The organism is Streptomyces jumonjinensis (assembly GCF_009600885.1).
GTDB classification, from domain to species: domain Bacteria; phylum Actinomycetota; class Actinomycetes; order Streptomycetales; family Streptomycetaceae; genus Streptomyces; species Streptomyces jumonjinensis.
Map to the genome: position 1 here is coordinate 61,098 of NZ_VCLA01000180.1, position 15,909 is coordinate 77,006.

14 protein-coding genes and 1 pseudogene are annotated in these 15,909 nt (G+C 70.9%); 9 read left to right on the top strand and 6 right to left on the bottom strand.

Annotated elements, in window-relative coordinates; all coding sequences use genetic code 11:
• Positions 1-86: 86 nt before the first annotated feature.
• Positions 87-635 (bottom strand): annotated as a pseudogene (locus FF041_RS27900) (peptidoglycan DD-metalloendopeptidase family protein); the annotation flags it as partial.
• Between the two features lie 218 nt (positions 636-853).
• On the opposite strand from FF041_RS27900, the gene rpsB reads away from it, so the two are divergent.
• The 9 genes from rpsB (at position 854) to FF041_RS27945 (ending at position 11,078) form a co-directional block, all read left to right on the top strand.
• Positions 854-1,780, top strand: coding sequence for a 30S ribosomal protein S2 (rpsB, locus tag FF041_RS27905; protein WP_153486259.1), 927 nt, complete (start codon positions 854-856; stop codon positions 1,778-1,780).
• 145 nt (positions 1,781-1,925) lie between these two features.
• Positions 1,926-2,762, top strand: a complete 837-nt coding sequence (gene tsf, locus FF041_RS27910) for a translation elongation factor Ts (protein ID WP_153525405.1) — start codon at positions 1,926-1,928, stop codon at positions 2,760-2,762.
• Between the two features lie 197 nt (positions 2,763-2,959).
• Positions 2,960-3,754, top strand: a complete 795-nt coding sequence (gene pyrH, locus FF041_RS27915; RefSeq protein WP_153486257.1) for a UMP kinase — start codon at positions 2,960-2,962, stop codon at positions 3,752-3,754.
• Between the two features lie 169 nt (positions 3,755-3,923).
• Positions 3,924-4,481, top strand: a complete 558-nt coding sequence (gene frr, locus FF041_RS27920; protein WP_323372240.1) for a ribosome recycling factor — start codon at positions 3,924-3,926, stop codon at positions 4,479-4,481.
• Positions 4,481-5,653, top strand: coding sequence for a phosphatidate cytidylyltransferase (locus tag FF041_RS27925; protein WP_153486256.1), 1,173 nt, complete (start codon positions 4,481-4,483; stop codon positions 5,651-5,653). The genes frr and FF041_RS27925 overlap by 1 nt, the downstream gene beginning before the upstream one ends.
• 90 nt (positions 5,654-5,743) lie before the next feature.
• Positions 5,744-6,850 carry a 23S rRNA (adenine(2503)-C(2))-methyltransferase RlmN gene (gene rlmN, locus FF041_RS27930; RefSeq protein WP_153525406.1) on the top strand — a complete coding sequence of 369 codons (1,107 nt, stop codon included), beginning with the start codon at positions 5,744-5,746 and terminating at the stop codon, positions 6,848-6,850.
• Between the two features lie 411 nt (positions 6,851-7,261).
• Positions 7,262-8,356 carry a thiamine ABC transporter substrate-binding protein gene (locus FF041_RS27935; RefSeq protein ID WP_323392903.1) on the top strand — a complete coding sequence of 365 codons (1,095 nt, stop codon included), beginning with the start codon at positions 7,262-7,264 and terminating at the stop codon, positions 8,354-8,356.
• Positions 8,332-10,056, top strand: coding sequence for an ABC transporter permease (locus tag FF041_RS27940; RefSeq protein ID WP_407698203.1), 1,725 nt, complete (start codon positions 8,332-8,334; stop codon positions 10,054-10,056). Before FF041_RS27935 ends, FF041_RS27940 begins: the two co-directional genes overlap by 25 nt.
• Positions 10,056-11,078 (top strand): ABC transporter ATP-binding protein, encoded by a 1,023-nt coding sequence (locus FF041_RS27945; RefSeq protein ID WP_153525408.1) that lies wholly within the window; start codon positions 10,056-10,058, stop codon positions 11,076-11,078. Before FF041_RS27940 ends, FF041_RS27945 begins: the two co-directional genes overlap by 1 nt.
• A 281-nt stretch (positions 11,079-11,359) precedes the next feature.
• Here the strand turns inward: FF041_RS27945 and FF041_RS27950 are convergent, their stop codons facing one another.
• The 5 genes from FF041_RS27950 to FF041_RS27970 all read right to left on the bottom strand — a co-directional run bounded on the left by FF041_RS27950 (position 11,360) and on the right by FF041_RS27970 (position 15,897).
• Positions 11,360-11,980, bottom strand: a complete 621-nt coding sequence (locus FF041_RS27950; protein WP_323392906.1) for a nuclear transport factor 2 family protein — start codon at positions 11,978-11,980, stop codon at positions 11,360-11,362.
• Positions 11,977-13,116, bottom strand: a complete 1,140-nt coding sequence (locus FF041_RS27955) for a hypothetical protein (protein WP_153525409.1) — start codon at positions 13,114-13,116, stop codon at positions 11,977-11,979. The genes FF041_RS27950 and FF041_RS27955 overlap by 4 nt, the downstream gene beginning before the upstream one ends.
• Positions 13,098-13,826, bottom strand: a complete 729-nt coding sequence (locus FF041_RS27960; RefSeq protein WP_153525410.1) for an ABC transporter ATP-binding protein — start codon at positions 13,824-13,826, stop codon at positions 13,098-13,100. The genes FF041_RS27955 and FF041_RS27960 overlap by 19 nt, the downstream gene beginning before the upstream one ends.
• A 206-nt stretch (positions 13,827-14,032) precedes the next feature.
• The gene (locus FF041_RS27965) at positions 14,033-15,421 is read right to left on the bottom strand and encodes an aspartate aminotransferase family protein (RefSeq protein ID WP_323371891.1); all 1,389 of its coding nucleotides are present in this window, start codon (positions 15,419-15,421) and stop codon (positions 14,033-14,035) included.
• Entirely contained in the window at positions 15,406-15,897 is a 492-nt protein-coding gene (locus FF041_RS27970; protein WP_323371890.1) for an Lrp/AsnC family transcriptional regulator, read from the bottom strand. The genes FF041_RS27965 and FF041_RS27970 overlap by 16 nt, the downstream gene beginning before the upstream one ends.
• Between the last annotated feature and the right edge of the window lie 12 nt (positions 15,898-15,909).

Genomic DNA, 15,909 nt, shown 5'->3' on the forward strand with positions numbered 1-15,909 from the left:
AGGGGGGCCGTCCCCGTCAGCGGCAGCAGTCGGGGCGGAGCGCCGTGCAGCAGCTCCGGCGGGAGCAGGGTGAGCGGGTTCAGATACTCCCGGCCGCGCAGCAGGCCCCAGTGGAGACACCCCGTCGCGCAGTGCGAAGGCCCCGGCCCGGTCCGAGCCACCGGGACGCCCCGGTCCACCTCCGTGCCCACCGGGAGCAGGGCCGTCACCGGCTCGTAGGTGATCCGCAGCGCCGGGCTCCCCGGCCCGGACCACCCCGCCGTGAGAGTGATCGTGAGCACACCGCGGCCCGCCACCGGGCCGGAGAAGGCGATCCGCCCGGCCGCCGCCGCAAGGACCGGGGTCCCCGGCGGGGCGGCCAGATCAACCCCGCGATGCCCGGGGCCGTACTCCGAAAGCGGTGGTTCCCAGCCACGCACCACCCACGGGCGCGGCGGTCCCACCGGCCAGACTCCCCGCCCGGAATCCCCGGGGGATTCCCCGCCGGGGACGGGCGCCGGCAGCCCCCGCGCCACCGGGACGGGGCCGGAAACCGTCGGTCGCGCGGCGGTCACGGAGAGAAGCAGCAGAAGAACCAGTAGCCCTCGGTACATGGCGAACACGCTCCCGCGACCGGCCCCGAGCGGGGGGATCATGCTCCCGATCTGTGGATTACCGACCGGTTGTGGACAGCGCCGTCACCCGGGACGGCCCCCGTCCCGTACACTTCTTCTGGCGATCCGGGTCACCGGGTCGACTTCGCACGCCCCGCCATCATCAAGCCTTCACGGTCGATGGTCGCGCTCCTCGGTCCTCTGTGGCACGGCGCGTCGGGGCGTCAGGAACACAACCGAGAACCCAAGGAGATACGGCTATGGCCGTCGTCACGATGCGGGAGCTGCTGGAGAGCGGCGTCCACTTCGGTCACCAGACCCGCCGCTGGAACCCGAAGATGAAGCGCTTCATCTTCACGGAGCGCAACGGCATCTACATCATCGACCTGCTCCAGTCGCTGTCGTACATCGACCGCGCCTACGAGTTCGTCAAGGAGACCGTCGCGCACGGCGGCTCCATCATGTTCGTCGGCACCAAGAAGCAGGCCCAGGAGGCGATCGCCGAGCAGGCGACCCGCGTGGGCATGCCGTACGTCAACCAGCGCTGGCTGGGTGGCATGCTGACCAACTTCTCCACCGTCTACAAGCGTCTGCAGCGCCTCAAGGAGCTTGAGCAGATCGACTTCGAGGATGTGGCCGCCTCCGGCCTCACCAAGAAGGAGCTGCTGGTCCTCTCCCGCGAGAAGGCCAAGCTGGAGAAGACCCTCGGCGGCATCCGCGAGATGCAGAAGGTGCCGAGCGCCGTCTGGATCGTGGACACCAAGAAGGAGCACATCGCCGTCGGTGAGGCGCGCAAGCTCCACATCCCGGTCGTCGCGATCCTCGACACCAACTGCGACCCCGACGAGGTCGACTACAAGATCCCGGGCAACGACGACGCGATCCGCTCCGTCACCCTGCTCACCCGCGTGATCGCCGACGCCGTCGCCGAGGGCCTCATCGCCCGCTCCGGCGTCGCCACCGGCGACTCCAAGCCGGGCGAGAAGGCCGCCGGCGAGCCCCTCGCCGAGTGGGAGCGCGACCTGCTCGAGGGTGAGAAGAAGGCCGACGACGCCGAGAAGCCCGCTGAGGCCGCTGCTGAGGCTCCGGCCGCTGAGGCCCCCGCCGCCGAGGCCGAGGTCGAGGCCCCGGCCGAGGCTGCTGAGGCCCCCGCCGAGCAGCCCGCCGCGGACGCCGAGCAGGCCTGACGCGTCGCAACGCTTCGGTAGGTGAACGGCGGGGGACGGTGTGACGATGACACCGGCCCCCGCCGCTCACCCGTAGATCGTCCGCGGCCCCTCCGACCGCGGCGGATCTTCGAATTTCGACTTTTTCGAGAAGAGACTCAAGGACATGGCGAACTACACCGCCGCTGACGTCAAGAAGCTCCGCGAGCTGACCGGCGCCGGCATGATGGACTGCAAGAAGGCGCTGGACGAGGCCGGCGGCGACGTCGACAAGGCCGTCGAGCTGCTCCGCGTCAAGGGCCAGAAGGGTGTGGCCAAGCGCGAGGGCCGCAACGCCGAGAACGGTGCCGTCGTCTCCCTCATCTCCGAGGACAAGACCTCCGGCGTTCTGCTTGAGCTGAAGTGCGAGACCGACTTCGTCGCCAAGGGCGACAAGTTCCAGGCCGTCGCCAACACGCTCGCCGCCCACGTCGCCGCGACCTCCCCGGCCGACCTGGACGCCCTGCTCGCCTCCGAGATCGAGGCCGGCAAGACCGTTCAGGCGTACGTCGACGAGGCCAACGCCAACCTCGGCGAGAAGATCGTCCTCGACCGTTTCGCGCAGTTCTCCGGTGCGTACGTCGGTGTGTACCTGCACCGCACCATGCCCGACCTTCCGCCGCAGGTCGGCGTGCTGGTCGAGCTGGACAAGGAGAACGGCGAGGTCGCCAAGGACGTCGCGCAGCACATCGCCGCGTTCGCGCCGAAGTACCTCACCCGCGAAGAGGTTCCGGCCGACGTCGTGGAGAACGAGCGCCGCGTCGCCGAGGCCACCTCGCGTGAGGAGGGCAAGCCCGAGGCCGCCCTCCCGAAGATCGTCGAGGGTCGGGTCAACGGCTTCTTCAAGGAGGTCACCCTTCTTGACCAGCCGTTCGCCAAGGACAACAAGAAGTCCGTCAAGAAGGTTCTTGACGAGGCCGGTGTCACGCTGAAGCGCTTCGCGCGCATCCGCGTCGGCGCCTGAGCGAGTAGTACGGCGAGTACGCGATCGGCTGGGGAGCCCGCTAGGGTTTCCCACGCTGTCAACGGCCGCGGATGCCACATGGCACAGCGGCCTGGCGGCGCCGGACGACCGCAGATCTGACGAGGAGGCCATTGCCGACAGGGACACCAGCACCCGAACGGCAGTGGCCTCCTTCGTATGTGCACGAGGAGATCTCCATGAACAAGGGCGCGGACGCCAACCAGGCTGCCGGCGATAACAGTGACCACGACGGGAAGCATGACGTGAAGAAAGCCGGACGCTTCATGCTGAAGCTCTCCGGCGAGGCGTTCTCCGGCGGCGGAGGACTCGGCGTCGACCCCGATGTCGTCCACGCCATCGCCCGTGAGATCGCCGCGGTCGTTCGCGACGGTGCCGAGATCGCGGTCGTCATCGGCGGCGGAAACTTCTTCCGCGGTGCGGAGCTCCAGGTGCGCGGCATGGACCGGGCCCGCTCCGACTACATGGGCATGCTCGGCACCGTGATGAACTGCCTCGCCCTCCAGGACTTCCTGGAGAAGGAGGGCATCGACTCCCGAGTCCAGACGGCCATCACCATGGCCCAGGTCGCGGAGCCCTACATCCCGCTGCGCGCCGTGCGGCATCTGGAGAAGGGCCGGGTCGTCATCTTCGGCGCCGGCATGGGCATGCCCTACTTCTCCACCGACACCACCGCCGCTCAGCGGGCTCTGGAGATCGAGGCCGAAGCCCTGCTGATGGGCAAGAACGGCGTCGACGGGGTCTATGACTCCGACCCCAAGACCAACCCCGACGCGGTGAAGTTCGACGCGCTGGAGTACGGCGAGGTGATCGGCCGCAACCTCAAGGTCGCCGACGCGACCGCCGTCACCCTCTGCCGCGACAACGCGCTCCCGATCCTCGTCTTCGAACTTCTCACCGAGGGCAATATCGCGCGGGCCGTCAAGGGTGAGAAGATCGGCACGCTCGTGAGCGACCAGGGCACCCGGACCTGACTCCCGGGACATCCGGGACGCCGGTGACGGCCTTCCGGGGATGGACAAACTCCTGCCGGTCGGACACCGTGCAGGGAAGACGCGACACAGTTCCGCCCCGCCCAGGCATTCCCCCGAGGCCCTGGGCACGGGGGAACCACAGCCTACTCAAGACACGCAGGAGCAAGTGGTGATCGAAGAGACCCTCCTCGAAGCCGAGGAGAAGATGGAGAAGGCCGTCGTGGTCGCCAAGGAGGACTTCGCCGCGATCCGCACCGGACGTGCGCACCCGGCGATGTTCAACAAGATCGTGGCGGACTACTACGGTGCGCTGACCCCGATCAACCAGCTGGCCTCGTTCTCCGTTCCGGAGCCCCGGATGGCCGTGGTGACCCCGTTCGACAAGAGCGCGCTCCGCAATATCGAGCAGGCGATCCGCGACTCCGACCTCGGCGTCAACCCGAGCAACGACGGCAACATCATCCGGGTGGTGTTCCCCGAGCTCACCGAGGAGCGCCGTCGCGACTACATCAAGGTCGCCAAGGGCAAGGCCGAGGACTCCAAGATCTCGATCCGCTCCGTGCGCCGCAAGGCCAAGGAAGCCATCGACAAGCTCGTCAAGGACGGCGAGGTCGGCGAGGACGAGGGCCGCCGTGCCGAGAAGGAGCTCGACGACACCACCGCGAAGTATGTGACACAGGTGGACGAGCTGCTGAAGCACAAGGAAGCCGAGCTGCTCGAAGTCTGATGAACGACTCTTCCTGGGGGGCCCCGCCGAGGGCCGACTACGTCGGGGACTGGCGAACGTCCGACCAGGGCCCTGCCTCGGCGGGTCCCGCATATGTTGGGCATGAGGCACAGCAGACTCGGCCCATGCCCATCGTGCCGGACTTTCCCGATGCAGGTAGAGACGCCGAAGACCGTGACGACCGCGACAGCCGCGAGGCACACGGCCAGGGGGCCGCTCCGCTGAACGGCCCCCTGTTCCGCAGCGGGACCCCGCCCGAGCCGATGCCCGACCCGGCCGGTCCGGGGGCCACGCCGCCACCCGGGAGCCGGGGCGACAACCGGTCGGGCCGCAGCGGGCGGTCGGGCCGGGAGAAGAAGCGCGCCGGGCGCGATCTGAGGGCGGCCATAGGAGTCGGCGTCGGTCTCGGCGCCGTGATCGTGGCCTCGCTCTTCGTCGTCAAGGCCGTGTTCGTCGGAGTGGTCGTGGTCGCCGTCGTCGTCGGCCTGTGGGAGCTCACCTCCCGGCTCCATGAGCGCAAGCAGATCAAGGCGCCGCTGGTGCCGCTCGCGGTCGGCGGAGCCGCGATGGTCGTCGCCGGTTACGCGCGGGGCGCCGAGGGGGCCTGGGTCGCCATGGCGCTCACCGCCCTCGCCGTACTGGTGTGGCGGATGACAGAGCCCCCCGAGGGCTATCTGAAGGACGTCACCGCCGGCGTCTTCGCCGCCTTCTATGTGCCGTTCCTGGCCACGTTCGTCGCCCTGATGCTCGCCTCGGACGACGGCTCCTGGCGGGTGCTGACCTTCCTGCTGCTCACCGTGGTCAGCGACACCGGCGCGTACGCGGTGGGCTGGCGCTTCGGCAAGCACAGGCTCGCGCCGCGCATCAGCCCCGGCAAGACCCGTGAGGGACTGTTCGGCGCGGTGGCGTTCGCGATGGCGGCGGGCGCGCTCTGCATGGAGTTCCTGATCGACGGCGGCAGCTGGTGGCAGGGGCTGCTGCTCGGCCTCGCGGTCGCGGTCAGCGCCACGCTCGGCGATCTGGGCGAGTCGATGATCAAGCGTGATCTGGGCATCAAGGACATGGGCACGCTGCTCCCCGGACACGGCGGCATCATGGACCGGCTGGACTCGCTGCTGCCGACCGCGCCGGTGGTATGGCTGCTGTTCGTCATCTTTGTAGGCAGCGGCTGACCTGCGATTTTCTGCCAAGGGGCTCGTTATCCACAGGGTAGCGGGCCCTTTGTCATATCTCTGCGGCGTCTCTGCGACACTGGAGGGACCATGCCCAAGCCCGGAGAACTGACATTCGTCGCCCCCCGCGGAGCCAAGAAGCCCCCGCGGCACCTCGCCGACCTCTCGCCCGCCGAGCGCAAGGAGGCCGTCGCCGCGATCGGCGAGAAGCCCTTCCGCGCCAAGCAGCTCTCACAGCACTATTTCGCGCGGTACGCCCATGACCCGGCCCAGTGGACCGACATCCCGGCCGCCGCGCGCGAGAAGCTCGCCACCGAGCTGCTGCCCGATCTGATGTCCGTCGTGCGACATGTCTCGTGCGATGACGACACCACCCGTAAGACCCTGTGGCGGCTGCACGACGGCACCCTCGTCGAGTCCGTGCTGATGCGCTACCCGGACCGGGTCACCATGTGCATCTCGTCGCAGGCCGGCTGCGGGATGAACTGCCCGTTCTGCGCCACCGGGCAGGCCGGGCTGGACCGCAATCTCTCCACCGCCGAGATCGTCCACCAGATCGTCGACGGAGTGCGCGCCCTGCGCGACGGCGAGGTGCCCGGCGGGCCCGCCCGGCTGTCGAACATCGTCTTCATGGGCATGGGCGAGCCGCTGGCCAACTACAAGCGGGTCGTGGGCGCCATCCGCCGGCTCACCGACCCCGAGCCGGACGGCCTCGGTCTGTCCCAGCGCGGGATCACCGTCTCGACGGTCGGTCTGGTCCCCGCGATGCTGCGCTTCGCCGACGAGGGCTTCAAATGCCGTCTCGCCGTCTCGCTGCACGCGCCGGACGACGAGCTGCGGGACACCCTGGTCCCGGTCAACACCCGCTGGAAGGTGCGCGAGGTCCTCGACGCCGCCTGGGAGTACGCGGAGAAGTCCGGCCGCCGTATCTCCATCGAGTACGCCCTCATCCGGGACATCAACGACCAGGCGTGGCGGGGCGATCTGCTCGGCCGGCTCCTCAAGGGCAAGCGGGTCCATGTGAATCTGATCCCGCTCAACCCGACGCCCGGCTCCCAGTGGACCGCCTCCCGCCCCGAGGACGAGAAGGCGTTCGTCGAGGCGATCGCCGCCCATGGCGTGCCGGTCACCGTGCGGGACACCCGGGGACAGGAGATCGACGGGGCCTGCGGGCAGCTCGCCGCCTCCGAGCGCTGAGCCGGGCCGGGCCCGAGCGCTGAGCCGGGGGCCGGAGCACGGAGCCGGGCCGGGCCGGCTCGGATCCGGGGCTCGACCTCGGAATCCGCCGGGCCCGCGCCCGGAATCGCTCGGGGTCCGCGCCCGGAATCCGTCGCGGCCGGGCCTGCCGCAGCACGCCGCTGACCTTGTACTCTGGGCTCGAACATCCGCAGGGATGATCTTCATATATTTCTGAATATATTTCCGACAGGGGAGCGCCACAGCGCTGAGAGTGCGGTATCCCAGCAGACCGCAGACCCTCTGAACCTCGCCCAGGTCATTCTGGGTAGGAAGTCCGGTCGATACTCAAGCTGTTGCGTCCTGCCCGGATTCTCTTCGGAGAACCGGGCGGGGCCGCGTCTCTTCCTGGCCACCCCAGGAGGAATCTCAGTGAGCACCACCAAGAAGATGGCCGTCACCGCGCTCGCGGCGGCGCTGGGCGTCAGCACGCTCGCGGCCTGCGGCGGAGAGTCCTCGTCCGGGGACTCCGCCGGGAAGAAGCCGTCGAAGACCGTGACGCTCGTCAGCCATGACTCCTTCGCCGCCTCCGACGCCGTGCTGAAGGAGTTCACCGAGCAGACCGGCTACCAGGTCAAGGTCCTCAAGAGCGGTGACGCCGGGGTCGCCCTGAACAAGGAGATCCTCACCAAGGGCTCGCCCCAGGGCGATGTGTTCTTCGGCGTCGACAACACCCTGCTCTCCCGGGCCCTCGACAACGGGCTGTTCACCCCGCACCGCGCCAAGGGCCTGGACCGGGTGGCCGAGGAGGTGCAGCTCGATGCGGGCGAGCACCGGGTCACCCCCGTCGACACCGGCGACGTCTGCGTCAACTACGACAAGAAGTACTTCGCCGACAAGAAGCTCGCCCCGCCGAAGACCTTCGACGATCTTCTCAAGCCCGCGTACAAGGACATGCTGGTCGTGGAGAACGCCGCGACCTCGTCCCCCGGGCTCGGCTTCGTCCTCGGCACCGTCGCCGAATACGGTGAGCAGGGCTGGCAGGGCTACTGGAAGAAGCTCAAGGACAACGGCGTCAAGGTCGTCGACGGCTGGGAAGAGGCGTACAACGAGGAGTTCTCCGGCTCGGCAGGCGGCCGGAAGGCCAAGGCGGACCGGCCGCTGGTCGTCTCGTACGCCTCCAGCCCGCCGGTCGAGGTGCTCTACGCCGATCCGCAGCCGAAGGAGGCCCCCACCGGGGTCGCCACCGGCACCTGCTTCCGGCAGATCGAGTTCGCCGGGCTGCTCAAGGGGGCCGGGAACGAGGAGGGCGGCAAGGCGCTGCTGTACTTCCTGATCTCGAAGGAGTTCCAGGAGGACATGCCGCTGAACATGTTCGTCAGCCCGGTGAACCGGGACGCGCGGCTGCCCGAGCTGTTCACCGAGTTCGGCGCGGTGGTCGACCAGCCCGGGACCCTCGCCCCGAAGAAGATCGCAGACAACCGTGAGCAGTGGATTCAGACGTGGTCCTCGCTCGTAGTGAAGTAGCCCGGCCCGGGGCGGGACCTCGGAAGAGGCCCGCCCGCCGGTTCCGGGGCGGCGCGGCGCGGCTCGGCCTGATGGCCGTGCCCGTCGCGTTCTTCGCCGTCTTCTTCGCCTATCCGGTCGCCGCCATCGTCAGCCGTGGACTGAAGACGGGCGACAGCTGGCAGTTCGGCTGGATCGGCGAGGTGCTGGGCCGCGCCGATCTTCAGCGGGTGCTCTGGTTCACCACCTGGCAGGCGCTCGCCTCCACCGTGCTCACCCTGCTGATCGCGCTGCCCGGCGCCTATGTCCTCGCCCGCTACGACTTCCCCGGCAAGAAGCTGCTGCGGGCCGTGGTGACCGTGCCGTTCGTGCTGCCCACCGTGGTCGTCGGCAGCGCCTTTCTGGCGTTGCTCGGACGCGGCGGACTGCTGGACGAGCTGTGGGGCGTCCGGCTCGACACCAGCGTATGGGCCATTCTGATCGCCCATGTCTTCTTCAACTACGCCGTCGTCGTACGGACCGTGGGCGGGCTGTGGGCACAGCTCGACCCCCGTCAGGAGGAGGCCGCCCGGGTGCTGGGCGCGGGGCGGTTCACGGCCTGGCGGCGAGTGACCCTGCCGGCGCTCGCGCCCTCCGTCGCGGCGGCGGCCCTGATGGTCTTCCTCTTCACCTTCACCTCCTTCGGCGTCGTACAGATCCTCGGCGGACCCTCCTTCGCCACCCTGGAGGTGGAGATCTACCGGCAGACCGCGCAGCTGCTGGATCTGCGGACGGCCGCCGTGCTGACCCTGGTGCAGTTCGCCGCGGTCGGCGCCGTGCTGGCCGTGCACGCCAGGACCGTGCGCCGCCGGGAGAGCGCGCTGAAGCTGGTCGACCCGGCCCGTACCGCGCGACGGCCGCGCGGGTGGGGGCAGTGGGCGCTGCTCGGCGGAGTGCTCGTCACGATCGCGCTGCTGGTGCTGCTGCCGCTCGGGGTCCTGGCGGAGCGTTCGCTGGACACCCCCGGCGGCTATGGCCTCGGCTACTACCGGGCGCTCGGCTCCGTCGAGGCGAGCGGCGGCGCGTTTCTGGTCGCGCCGATCGAGGCCGTGCTGAACTCCCTCTGGTACGCGCTGGCCGCGACCGCCATCGCGGTCGTCGTCGGCGGGCTGGCCGCGGCGGCGCTCACCCGGCGGGCCGGACGGCTGGTGCGCGGCTTCGACGCGCTGCTGATGCTGCCGCTCGGGGTCTCGGCGGTCACCGTCGGCTTCGGCTTCCTCATCACCCTCGACGAGCCGCCGCTCGATCTGCGGGCCTCCTGGATCCTGGTTCCGCTCGCGCAGGCGCTGGTCGGCGTCCCCTTCGTGGTACGGACGATGCTGCCGGTGCTGCGGGCGGTGGACGGGCGGCTGCGGGAGGCCGCCGCGGTCCTCGGGGCGTCTCCGCTCCGGGTCTGGCGCGAGGTGGACCTTCCGCTGGTGCGCCGGGCGCTGCTGATCGCGTCGGGGTTCGCCTTCGCCGTCTCGCTCGGCGAGTTCGGCGCGACCGTCTTCATCGCCAGGCCGGACCGTCCGACGCTGCCGGTCGCGGTGGCACGGCTGCTGGGCAGGCCCGGCGAACTCAACTACGGGCAGGCGATGGCCCTCAGCACGATTCTGATGGTGGTGTGCGTGGTGGCGCTTCTGTTGCTGGAGCGAGTCAGGGTCCGTGGGGCGTCGCGGGGCGGGGCGGGGGAGTTCTGATGGCTCTGCTCAGTCTGGACGGGGTGACCGTACGGTTCGGGGCGCGGGCGGCGCTGGACGCGGTGGATCTCGATGTCGCCGAGCAGGAGACCGTCTGTGTGCTCGGGCCGAGCGGCAGCGGCAAGTCCACCCTGCTGAGGGTGGTCGCCGGGCTTCAGCACGCGGACTCGGGCCGGGTGCTGCTGTCGGGCCGTGACCAGTCGGATGTGCCGGTGCACCGGCGCGGGGTCGGGCTGATGTTCCAGGACCATCAGCTGTTCCCGCAGCGCGACGCCGGCGGCAATGTCGCCTTCGGGCTGCGGATGCGCGGGGTCGGGCGGGTGGAGCGGGACCGCCGGGTCGCCGAGCTGCTGGAGCTGGTGGGGCTGCCCGGGGCCGGGCGCCGGGCCGTCGCCTCGCTCTCGGGCGGTGAGCAGCAGCGGGTCGCCCTGGCCAGGGCGCTGGCTCCGGAGCCCCGGCTCCTGATGCTGGACGAGCCGCTCGGGCAGCTGGACCGGGGGCTGCGGGAGCGGCTGGTGGTCGAGTTGCGGGAGCTGTTCGGCCGGCTGGGCACCACCGTGCTCGCCGTCACCCATGACCAGGGCGAGGCGTTCGCGCTCGCCGACCGGGTGGTGGTGATGCGCGAGGGCCGGATCGCCCAGACGGGTACTCCGCTGGAGGTCTGGCAGCGGCCCGCCGATGAGTTCGTGGCGCGTTTCCTCGGTTTCGACAATGTGGTGCCCGCGACCGTCGGCGGCGGGGTCGCGGACACCGTCTGGGGAAGGATTCCGGTCCCGGACGGCTCGCGGGAGGGGAAGGGCAGTGTGCTGGTGCGGCCCCCGGGCGTACGGATCCGGGAGACGCCCGACGGGCTGCGCTGTGTCGCCGAGACCTGCGTCTTCCGCGGCGATCATGTGGCGGTACGGCTGCGACCGCCGCGCGGGCCGCTCCTGGAGGCGGAGGTTCCGCTGCGGGACGCGCCGGAGACGGGGGCCGAGGTGACGGTCGCCTTCGCCGCCGAGGAAGTGGTGGTGCTGGGCTGAGCCCGCGCCCCGGACGCCGGAGGCGCTCAGGCGGGGCCGGGCGCGTGCCGTGTCCCCGGGCCGGTCGCGCGGTGCGCCGGGGCCGGGCCGGGCCCGCGCCGTGTCCCATGACGTACTCCCGGGCCGGTCGGTTCGCCCGGCGTGCCCCGGCCCGGTCGGTCGCGCGTATGCCGTACCCCCCCCGGGGGGGCGTATGACATGCGCCGGCCCGGACCTGGCACCCGGACGTGCCCAGGTCCGGGCCGCGCCCGGGGAACCCGGCAGGCTCGGGCCCGTGGCGTTCAGCCGTCCGCCGTGTCCCGGGGCGGCCGGGCGTCCGGGGTGCAGGCCGCCGCGATCGTGAGGGCGTCCTCCACCACGCGGTAGCGCACGATCAGACCGTTCTCGACCGTCAGCCGTATCGTGAAGGGCGAGCGGAACGTCTTGCCCGTCGCCCGGACCGTGCCCGCGAGCCATCCGCTGAGCAGCGCCTCCGTGCCGTCCACCGTCACCGCGTCGATCGAGGTGCCCGCCGGGTCGGCCTCCTGCCCCTCGGCCACCTCACGGAAGTGGCCCGCGACATCGGCGCGCGTACGGCGCGGACGGACCCAGGGGACGGCCGGATTATCGGCGATCACCCAGTCCACCCGCTCGGCGAACGCCTCGGCGATGCCCTCCGGGTCGCCCTCCTGGAGCCGTGCCAGAAACGACTGGACAGCGGCGCGAGTGCGGTCGGCCGCGCTCTCCGCGCTGCTCGCGGCGTCCCCGGTGCTCTCCGCGCTGCTCCCGGCGTCCGATCCGCTCCCCTGGACCGGATCGGACGGACGGTTCCCGCGCGGTCTGCGGGTGCGTCCGGTGCGCCCGGCGACGACCGCCGAGGCACCGCCCGCGCGACGTCGCCGCCGCGGCCGGGACCCCTTCACCGGCTCAGTGGAAGCGCGGCCAGCGTCGCCACCGCCCAGGTCAGCGGCGCGAACACCAGCAGCAGAACCGCGGCCCGCAGCAGCGCCGCCAGCCGGAGTGTGCCCACGGACGCGCCCAGCCGTCTGAGCTCCTCCGTCGCCGTCGCGCGGTCGTGCCGGGCCTGGGCCACCGCGGTGAGCAGGGTCGCCGTCGTACAGGCGACGACCAGGGCGGCGCCCAGACCGGTCAGCGGTCCGAAGGGGCGCGGACCCGTGTCGTACAGCGCCCAGGCGGTGATCACCGCCGAGGCCACCGCGCAGACCACCCCGAGGGGGCGGCCGATCCGGTGGGACTCCTCCATCAGGATCCGGCCCGCCAGCAGCCGTACGGCCCCCGGCCGCAGGATCTGGAGCAGTCTGCCGCAGAAGAAGGTCAGGGCCGGTCCCGCGAAGGCGAGGCCCACGGCGGTCAGCGCCCAGCCCGCCAGGACGCCGGCCGGATGCGCGCCGAACTCCTTGGGCAGGGGCAGCGGCGCGGCCTTCTCGGCGCGGGCCGTGAAGGTGCCCACCGCCAGCCCCGCCGTCGTCAGCGCGCACCCCCAGGGCAGTCCGCCCGGAGGTCTCACGGGCGCGCGTTCCCGGGCGGCGTCGCGTCCGCGCAGGGCCAGCGCCGCCGCGACCGTCGCGGTCAGCGGCACCAGGGCCAGCAGGGTGAGCGTGGCGGCCAGCGGCAGCGGCGCCTCCGCCGCGAGCAGCTCACGGGCGGCTCCGTCGAACGGCAGCCCCGTCAGATCGCCCCGCAGATGGAGGAAGAAGAGCAGCGCGAGCACGCTGCCGAGCGCCCCGGACAGTGCGGTGGAGGCCGCCGCCAGCGCGGCGAGCCGCCCGGGCCCGAGGCCGACCGCGGAGAGTCCGGTGCGGGGGCGGGTGCTGGGGTCCGTATGCGCCACGGCCACCGCGAAGTGCACGGTGGCGGCGAGGGGGATCGCGCACCAGGACAGCCGGAGCAGGGCGGCGGTCCGGTCACCGGGGTGGGTCAGCGCGTACGCCAGCGCGCACAGCAGCAGAAAGCCGACGCCCCCGGAGGCCGCCGCGACCAGCAGCCGGCGCAGCAGGACCAGGGGGTGGGCGCCGCGGGCTAGACGGAGAGCGAGCATGCGGCCATGCCTTCCGCGTCGGTGCCGTCCGGCGAGCCGGTCAGCCGGCCGTCCACGAGCGCGAGGGTACGGTTCGCGAGCGCGGCCACCTCGGTGTCATGGGTGGCAAGGACGACGGTGGTGCGCTGCGAGCCGGCCGCGGCCAGCAGCGTACGGAGCAGCAGGGCCCGGTCCGCGCGGTGCAGCGCCGCCGTCGGCTCGTCCGCGAAGAGCACGGCGGGCTCCCCGACCAGGGCCCGCGCGGCGGCGGTGCGCTGGCGCTCGGCCCGGGTCAGGCCGTACGGCCGCCGCCGCGCGCACCCGTCGATGTCCAGCCGTTCCAGCCACTCCATGGCGGCGGCCTTGGCGTGCCGGCGCGGGGCCCCGTTCAGCAGCAGCGGCAGGGCCGCGTTCTCCCAGACGGTCAGTTCGGGCACGAGCGAGGACTCCGGTCCGATCCAGCCGAACCGCTCCCTCCGCAGCCGTTCGCGCCGGAGCGGGCTCAGGGTGTGCACGGGGTCGCCGTCGAACCACACCTCTCCCTCGTCGGCGACGGTCTGCCCGGAGAGACAGCGGAGCAGGGTCGTCTTCCCGCTGCCGCGCGGGCCGTGCACGGCGAGGACCTCGCCCCGGCGGGTCCTGAGCGAGACCGCGATGAGAGCGGGCGATCCGCTGTGGGAGTGGTGGAGGGAGCGTGCCTCGATCACATCGCTGTCGGGCGGGTCCACCATGGCGTACACCTCGGTTCTGATCAGATGGGTCCTCCCCCGTACGGGGGAACGACCTCAGCGCCGATCGGTCACTCGCACGCTAGGCAGCCGGATGCGGGGTCCCGGGAAACACACGGCCCGGGCACGCGCCATCCACTCGGATGGGCGTACCCGGGCCGTGGTGCGGCGGGGGGCGCGGCCGGCCGGGAACCGGGCCGGCGGCTGGATCAGAGCTTGGTCCAGGCCTCCGTCAGCACGGTCCGCAGCACCTGCTCGATCTCGTCGAACGTGCTCTGGTCGGCGATCAGCGGCGGCGCGAGCTGGATGACCGGGTCGCCGCGGTCGTCGGCCCGGCAGTAGAGACCGTTGTCGTACAGCGCCTTGGAGAGGAAGCCGTAGAGCACGCGCTCCGTCTCCTCGTCCGTGAAGGTCTCCTTGGTGACCTTGTCCTTCACCAGCTCGATGCCGTAGAAGAAGCCGTTGCCGCGGACGTCGCCGACGATCGGCAGGTCGTACAGCTTCTCCAGGGTGGCCTTGAAGGCGCCCTCGTTGTCGAGGACGTGCTGGTTGAGGCCCTCGCGCTCGAAGATGTCGAGGTTGGCGATGCCGACGGCCGCGGAGACCGGGTGGCCGCCGAAGGTGTAGCCGTGCAGGAAGGTGTTGTCGCCCTTGTAGAACGGCTCCGCGAGGCGGTCCGAGATGATGCACGCGCCGATCGGGGAGTAGCCCGAGGTCATGCCCTTGGCGCAGGTGATCATGTCCGGGACGTAGCCGAACTTGTCGCAGGCGAAGGTGGTGCCCAGCCGGCCGAAGGCGCAGATGACCTCGTCCGAGACGAGCAGTACGTCGTACTGGTCGCAGATCTCGCGGACGCGCCGGAAGTATCCGGGCGGCGGCGGGAAGCAGCCGCCCGCGTTCTGCACCGGCTCCAGGAAGACCGCGGCGACGGTCTCGGGGCCCTCGAAGAGGATCTGCTGCTCGATCTGGTCGGCGGCCCAGCGGCCGAAGGCCTCGGGGTCGTCGCCGTATATCGGGGCGCGGTAGATGTTGGTGTTCGGCACCTTGTGCGCGCCGGGGACCAGCGGCTCGAAGGGGGCCTTGAGGGCGGGCAGACCGGTGATGGACAGGGCACCCTGCGGGGTGCCGTGGTAGGCGACCGCGCGGGAGATGACCTTGTACTTGGTGTGCTGGCCCTTCAGCTTGAAGTACTGCTTCGCCAGCTTCCAGGCGGTCTCCACGGCCTCGCCGCCGCCGGTGGTGAAGAAGACCTTGTTGAGGTCGCCGGGGGCTTCGTTCGCCAGGCGCTCGGCCAGCTCGACGGCCTTGGGGTGGGCGTAGGACCACACCGGGAAGAAGGCCAGTTCCTGGGCCTGCTTGAAGGCGGTCTCGGCGAGCTCGGTACGGCCGTGGCCCGCGTTGACCACGAAGAGGCCGGCGAGGCCGTCGATGTAGCGCTTGCCCTTGTCGTCGAAGATGTAGGTGCCCTCACCGCGGACGATGGTGGGCACGGCTGAGTTCTCGTACGACGACATGCGGGTGAAGTGCATCCACAGGTGGTCGTAGGCGGTCTTGGAGAGGTCGCTGCGGTCCTGGCTCACGGCTATCGGGTTCCCCACATGTAGGTCTGCTTCTTGAGCTTGAGGTAGACGAAGCTCTCGGTGGACCGCACACCGGGGAGCGCGCGGATCCGCTTGTTGATCACTTCGAGCAGGTGGTCGTCGTCCTCGCAGACGATCTCCACCATGAGGTCGAAGGAGCCCGCGGTCATCACCACGTACTCGCATTCGGCCATGGCCGTCAGCGCTTCCGCGACGGGGTCGAGGTCGCCCTCGACCCGGATGCCGACCATCGCCTGCCGCCGGAAGCCCACGGTGAGCGGGTCCGTCACGGCGACGATCTGCATCACGCCCTGGTCGAGCAGCTTCTGGACGCGCTGTCGTACGGCCGCTTCCGACAGGCCGACGGCCTTGCCGATCGCGGCGTACGGACGGCGCCCGTCCTCCTGGAGCTGTTCGATGATCGCGAGGGAGACGGCGTCGATCGTCGGGGACGATCCATTCCCGCTCCTGGAGTCTGCGCTTCGACTGGCCACAAACTCACCATG

Bases quoted from the DNA above. Each gene is read 5' to 3' on its own strand.
- rpsB (WP_153486259.1), top strand. From the start codon at position 854: ATGGCCGTCGTCACGATGCGGGAGCTGCTGGAGAGCGGCGTCCACTTC.
- tsf (WP_153525405.1), top strand. From the start codon at position 1,926: ATGGCGAACTACACCGCCGCTGACGTCAAGAAGCTCCGCGAGCTGACC.
- pyrH (WP_153486257.1), top strand. From the start codon at position 2,960: ATGAACAAGGGCGCGGACGCCAACCAGGCTGCCGGCGATAACAGTGAC.
- FF041_RS27925 (WP_153486256.1), top strand. From the start codon at position 4,481: ATGAACGACTCTTCCTGGGGGGCCCCGCCGAGGGCCGACTACGTCGGG.
- rlmN (WP_153525406.1), top strand. From the start codon at position 5,744: ATGCCCAAGCCCGGAGAACTGACATTCGTCGCCCCCCGCGGAGCCAAG.
- FF041_RS27945 (WP_153525408.1), top strand. From the start codon at position 10,056: ATGGCTCTGCTCAGTCTGGACGGGGTGACCGTACGGTTCGGGGCGCGG.
- FF041_RS27955 (WP_153525409.1), bottom strand. From the start codon at position 13,116: ATGCTCGCTCTCCGTCTAGCCCGCGGCGCCCACCCCCTGGTCCTGCTG.
- FF041_RS27960 (WP_153525410.1), bottom strand. From the start codon at position 13,826: ATGGTGGACCCGCCCGACAGCGATGTGATCGAGGCACGCTCCCTCCAC.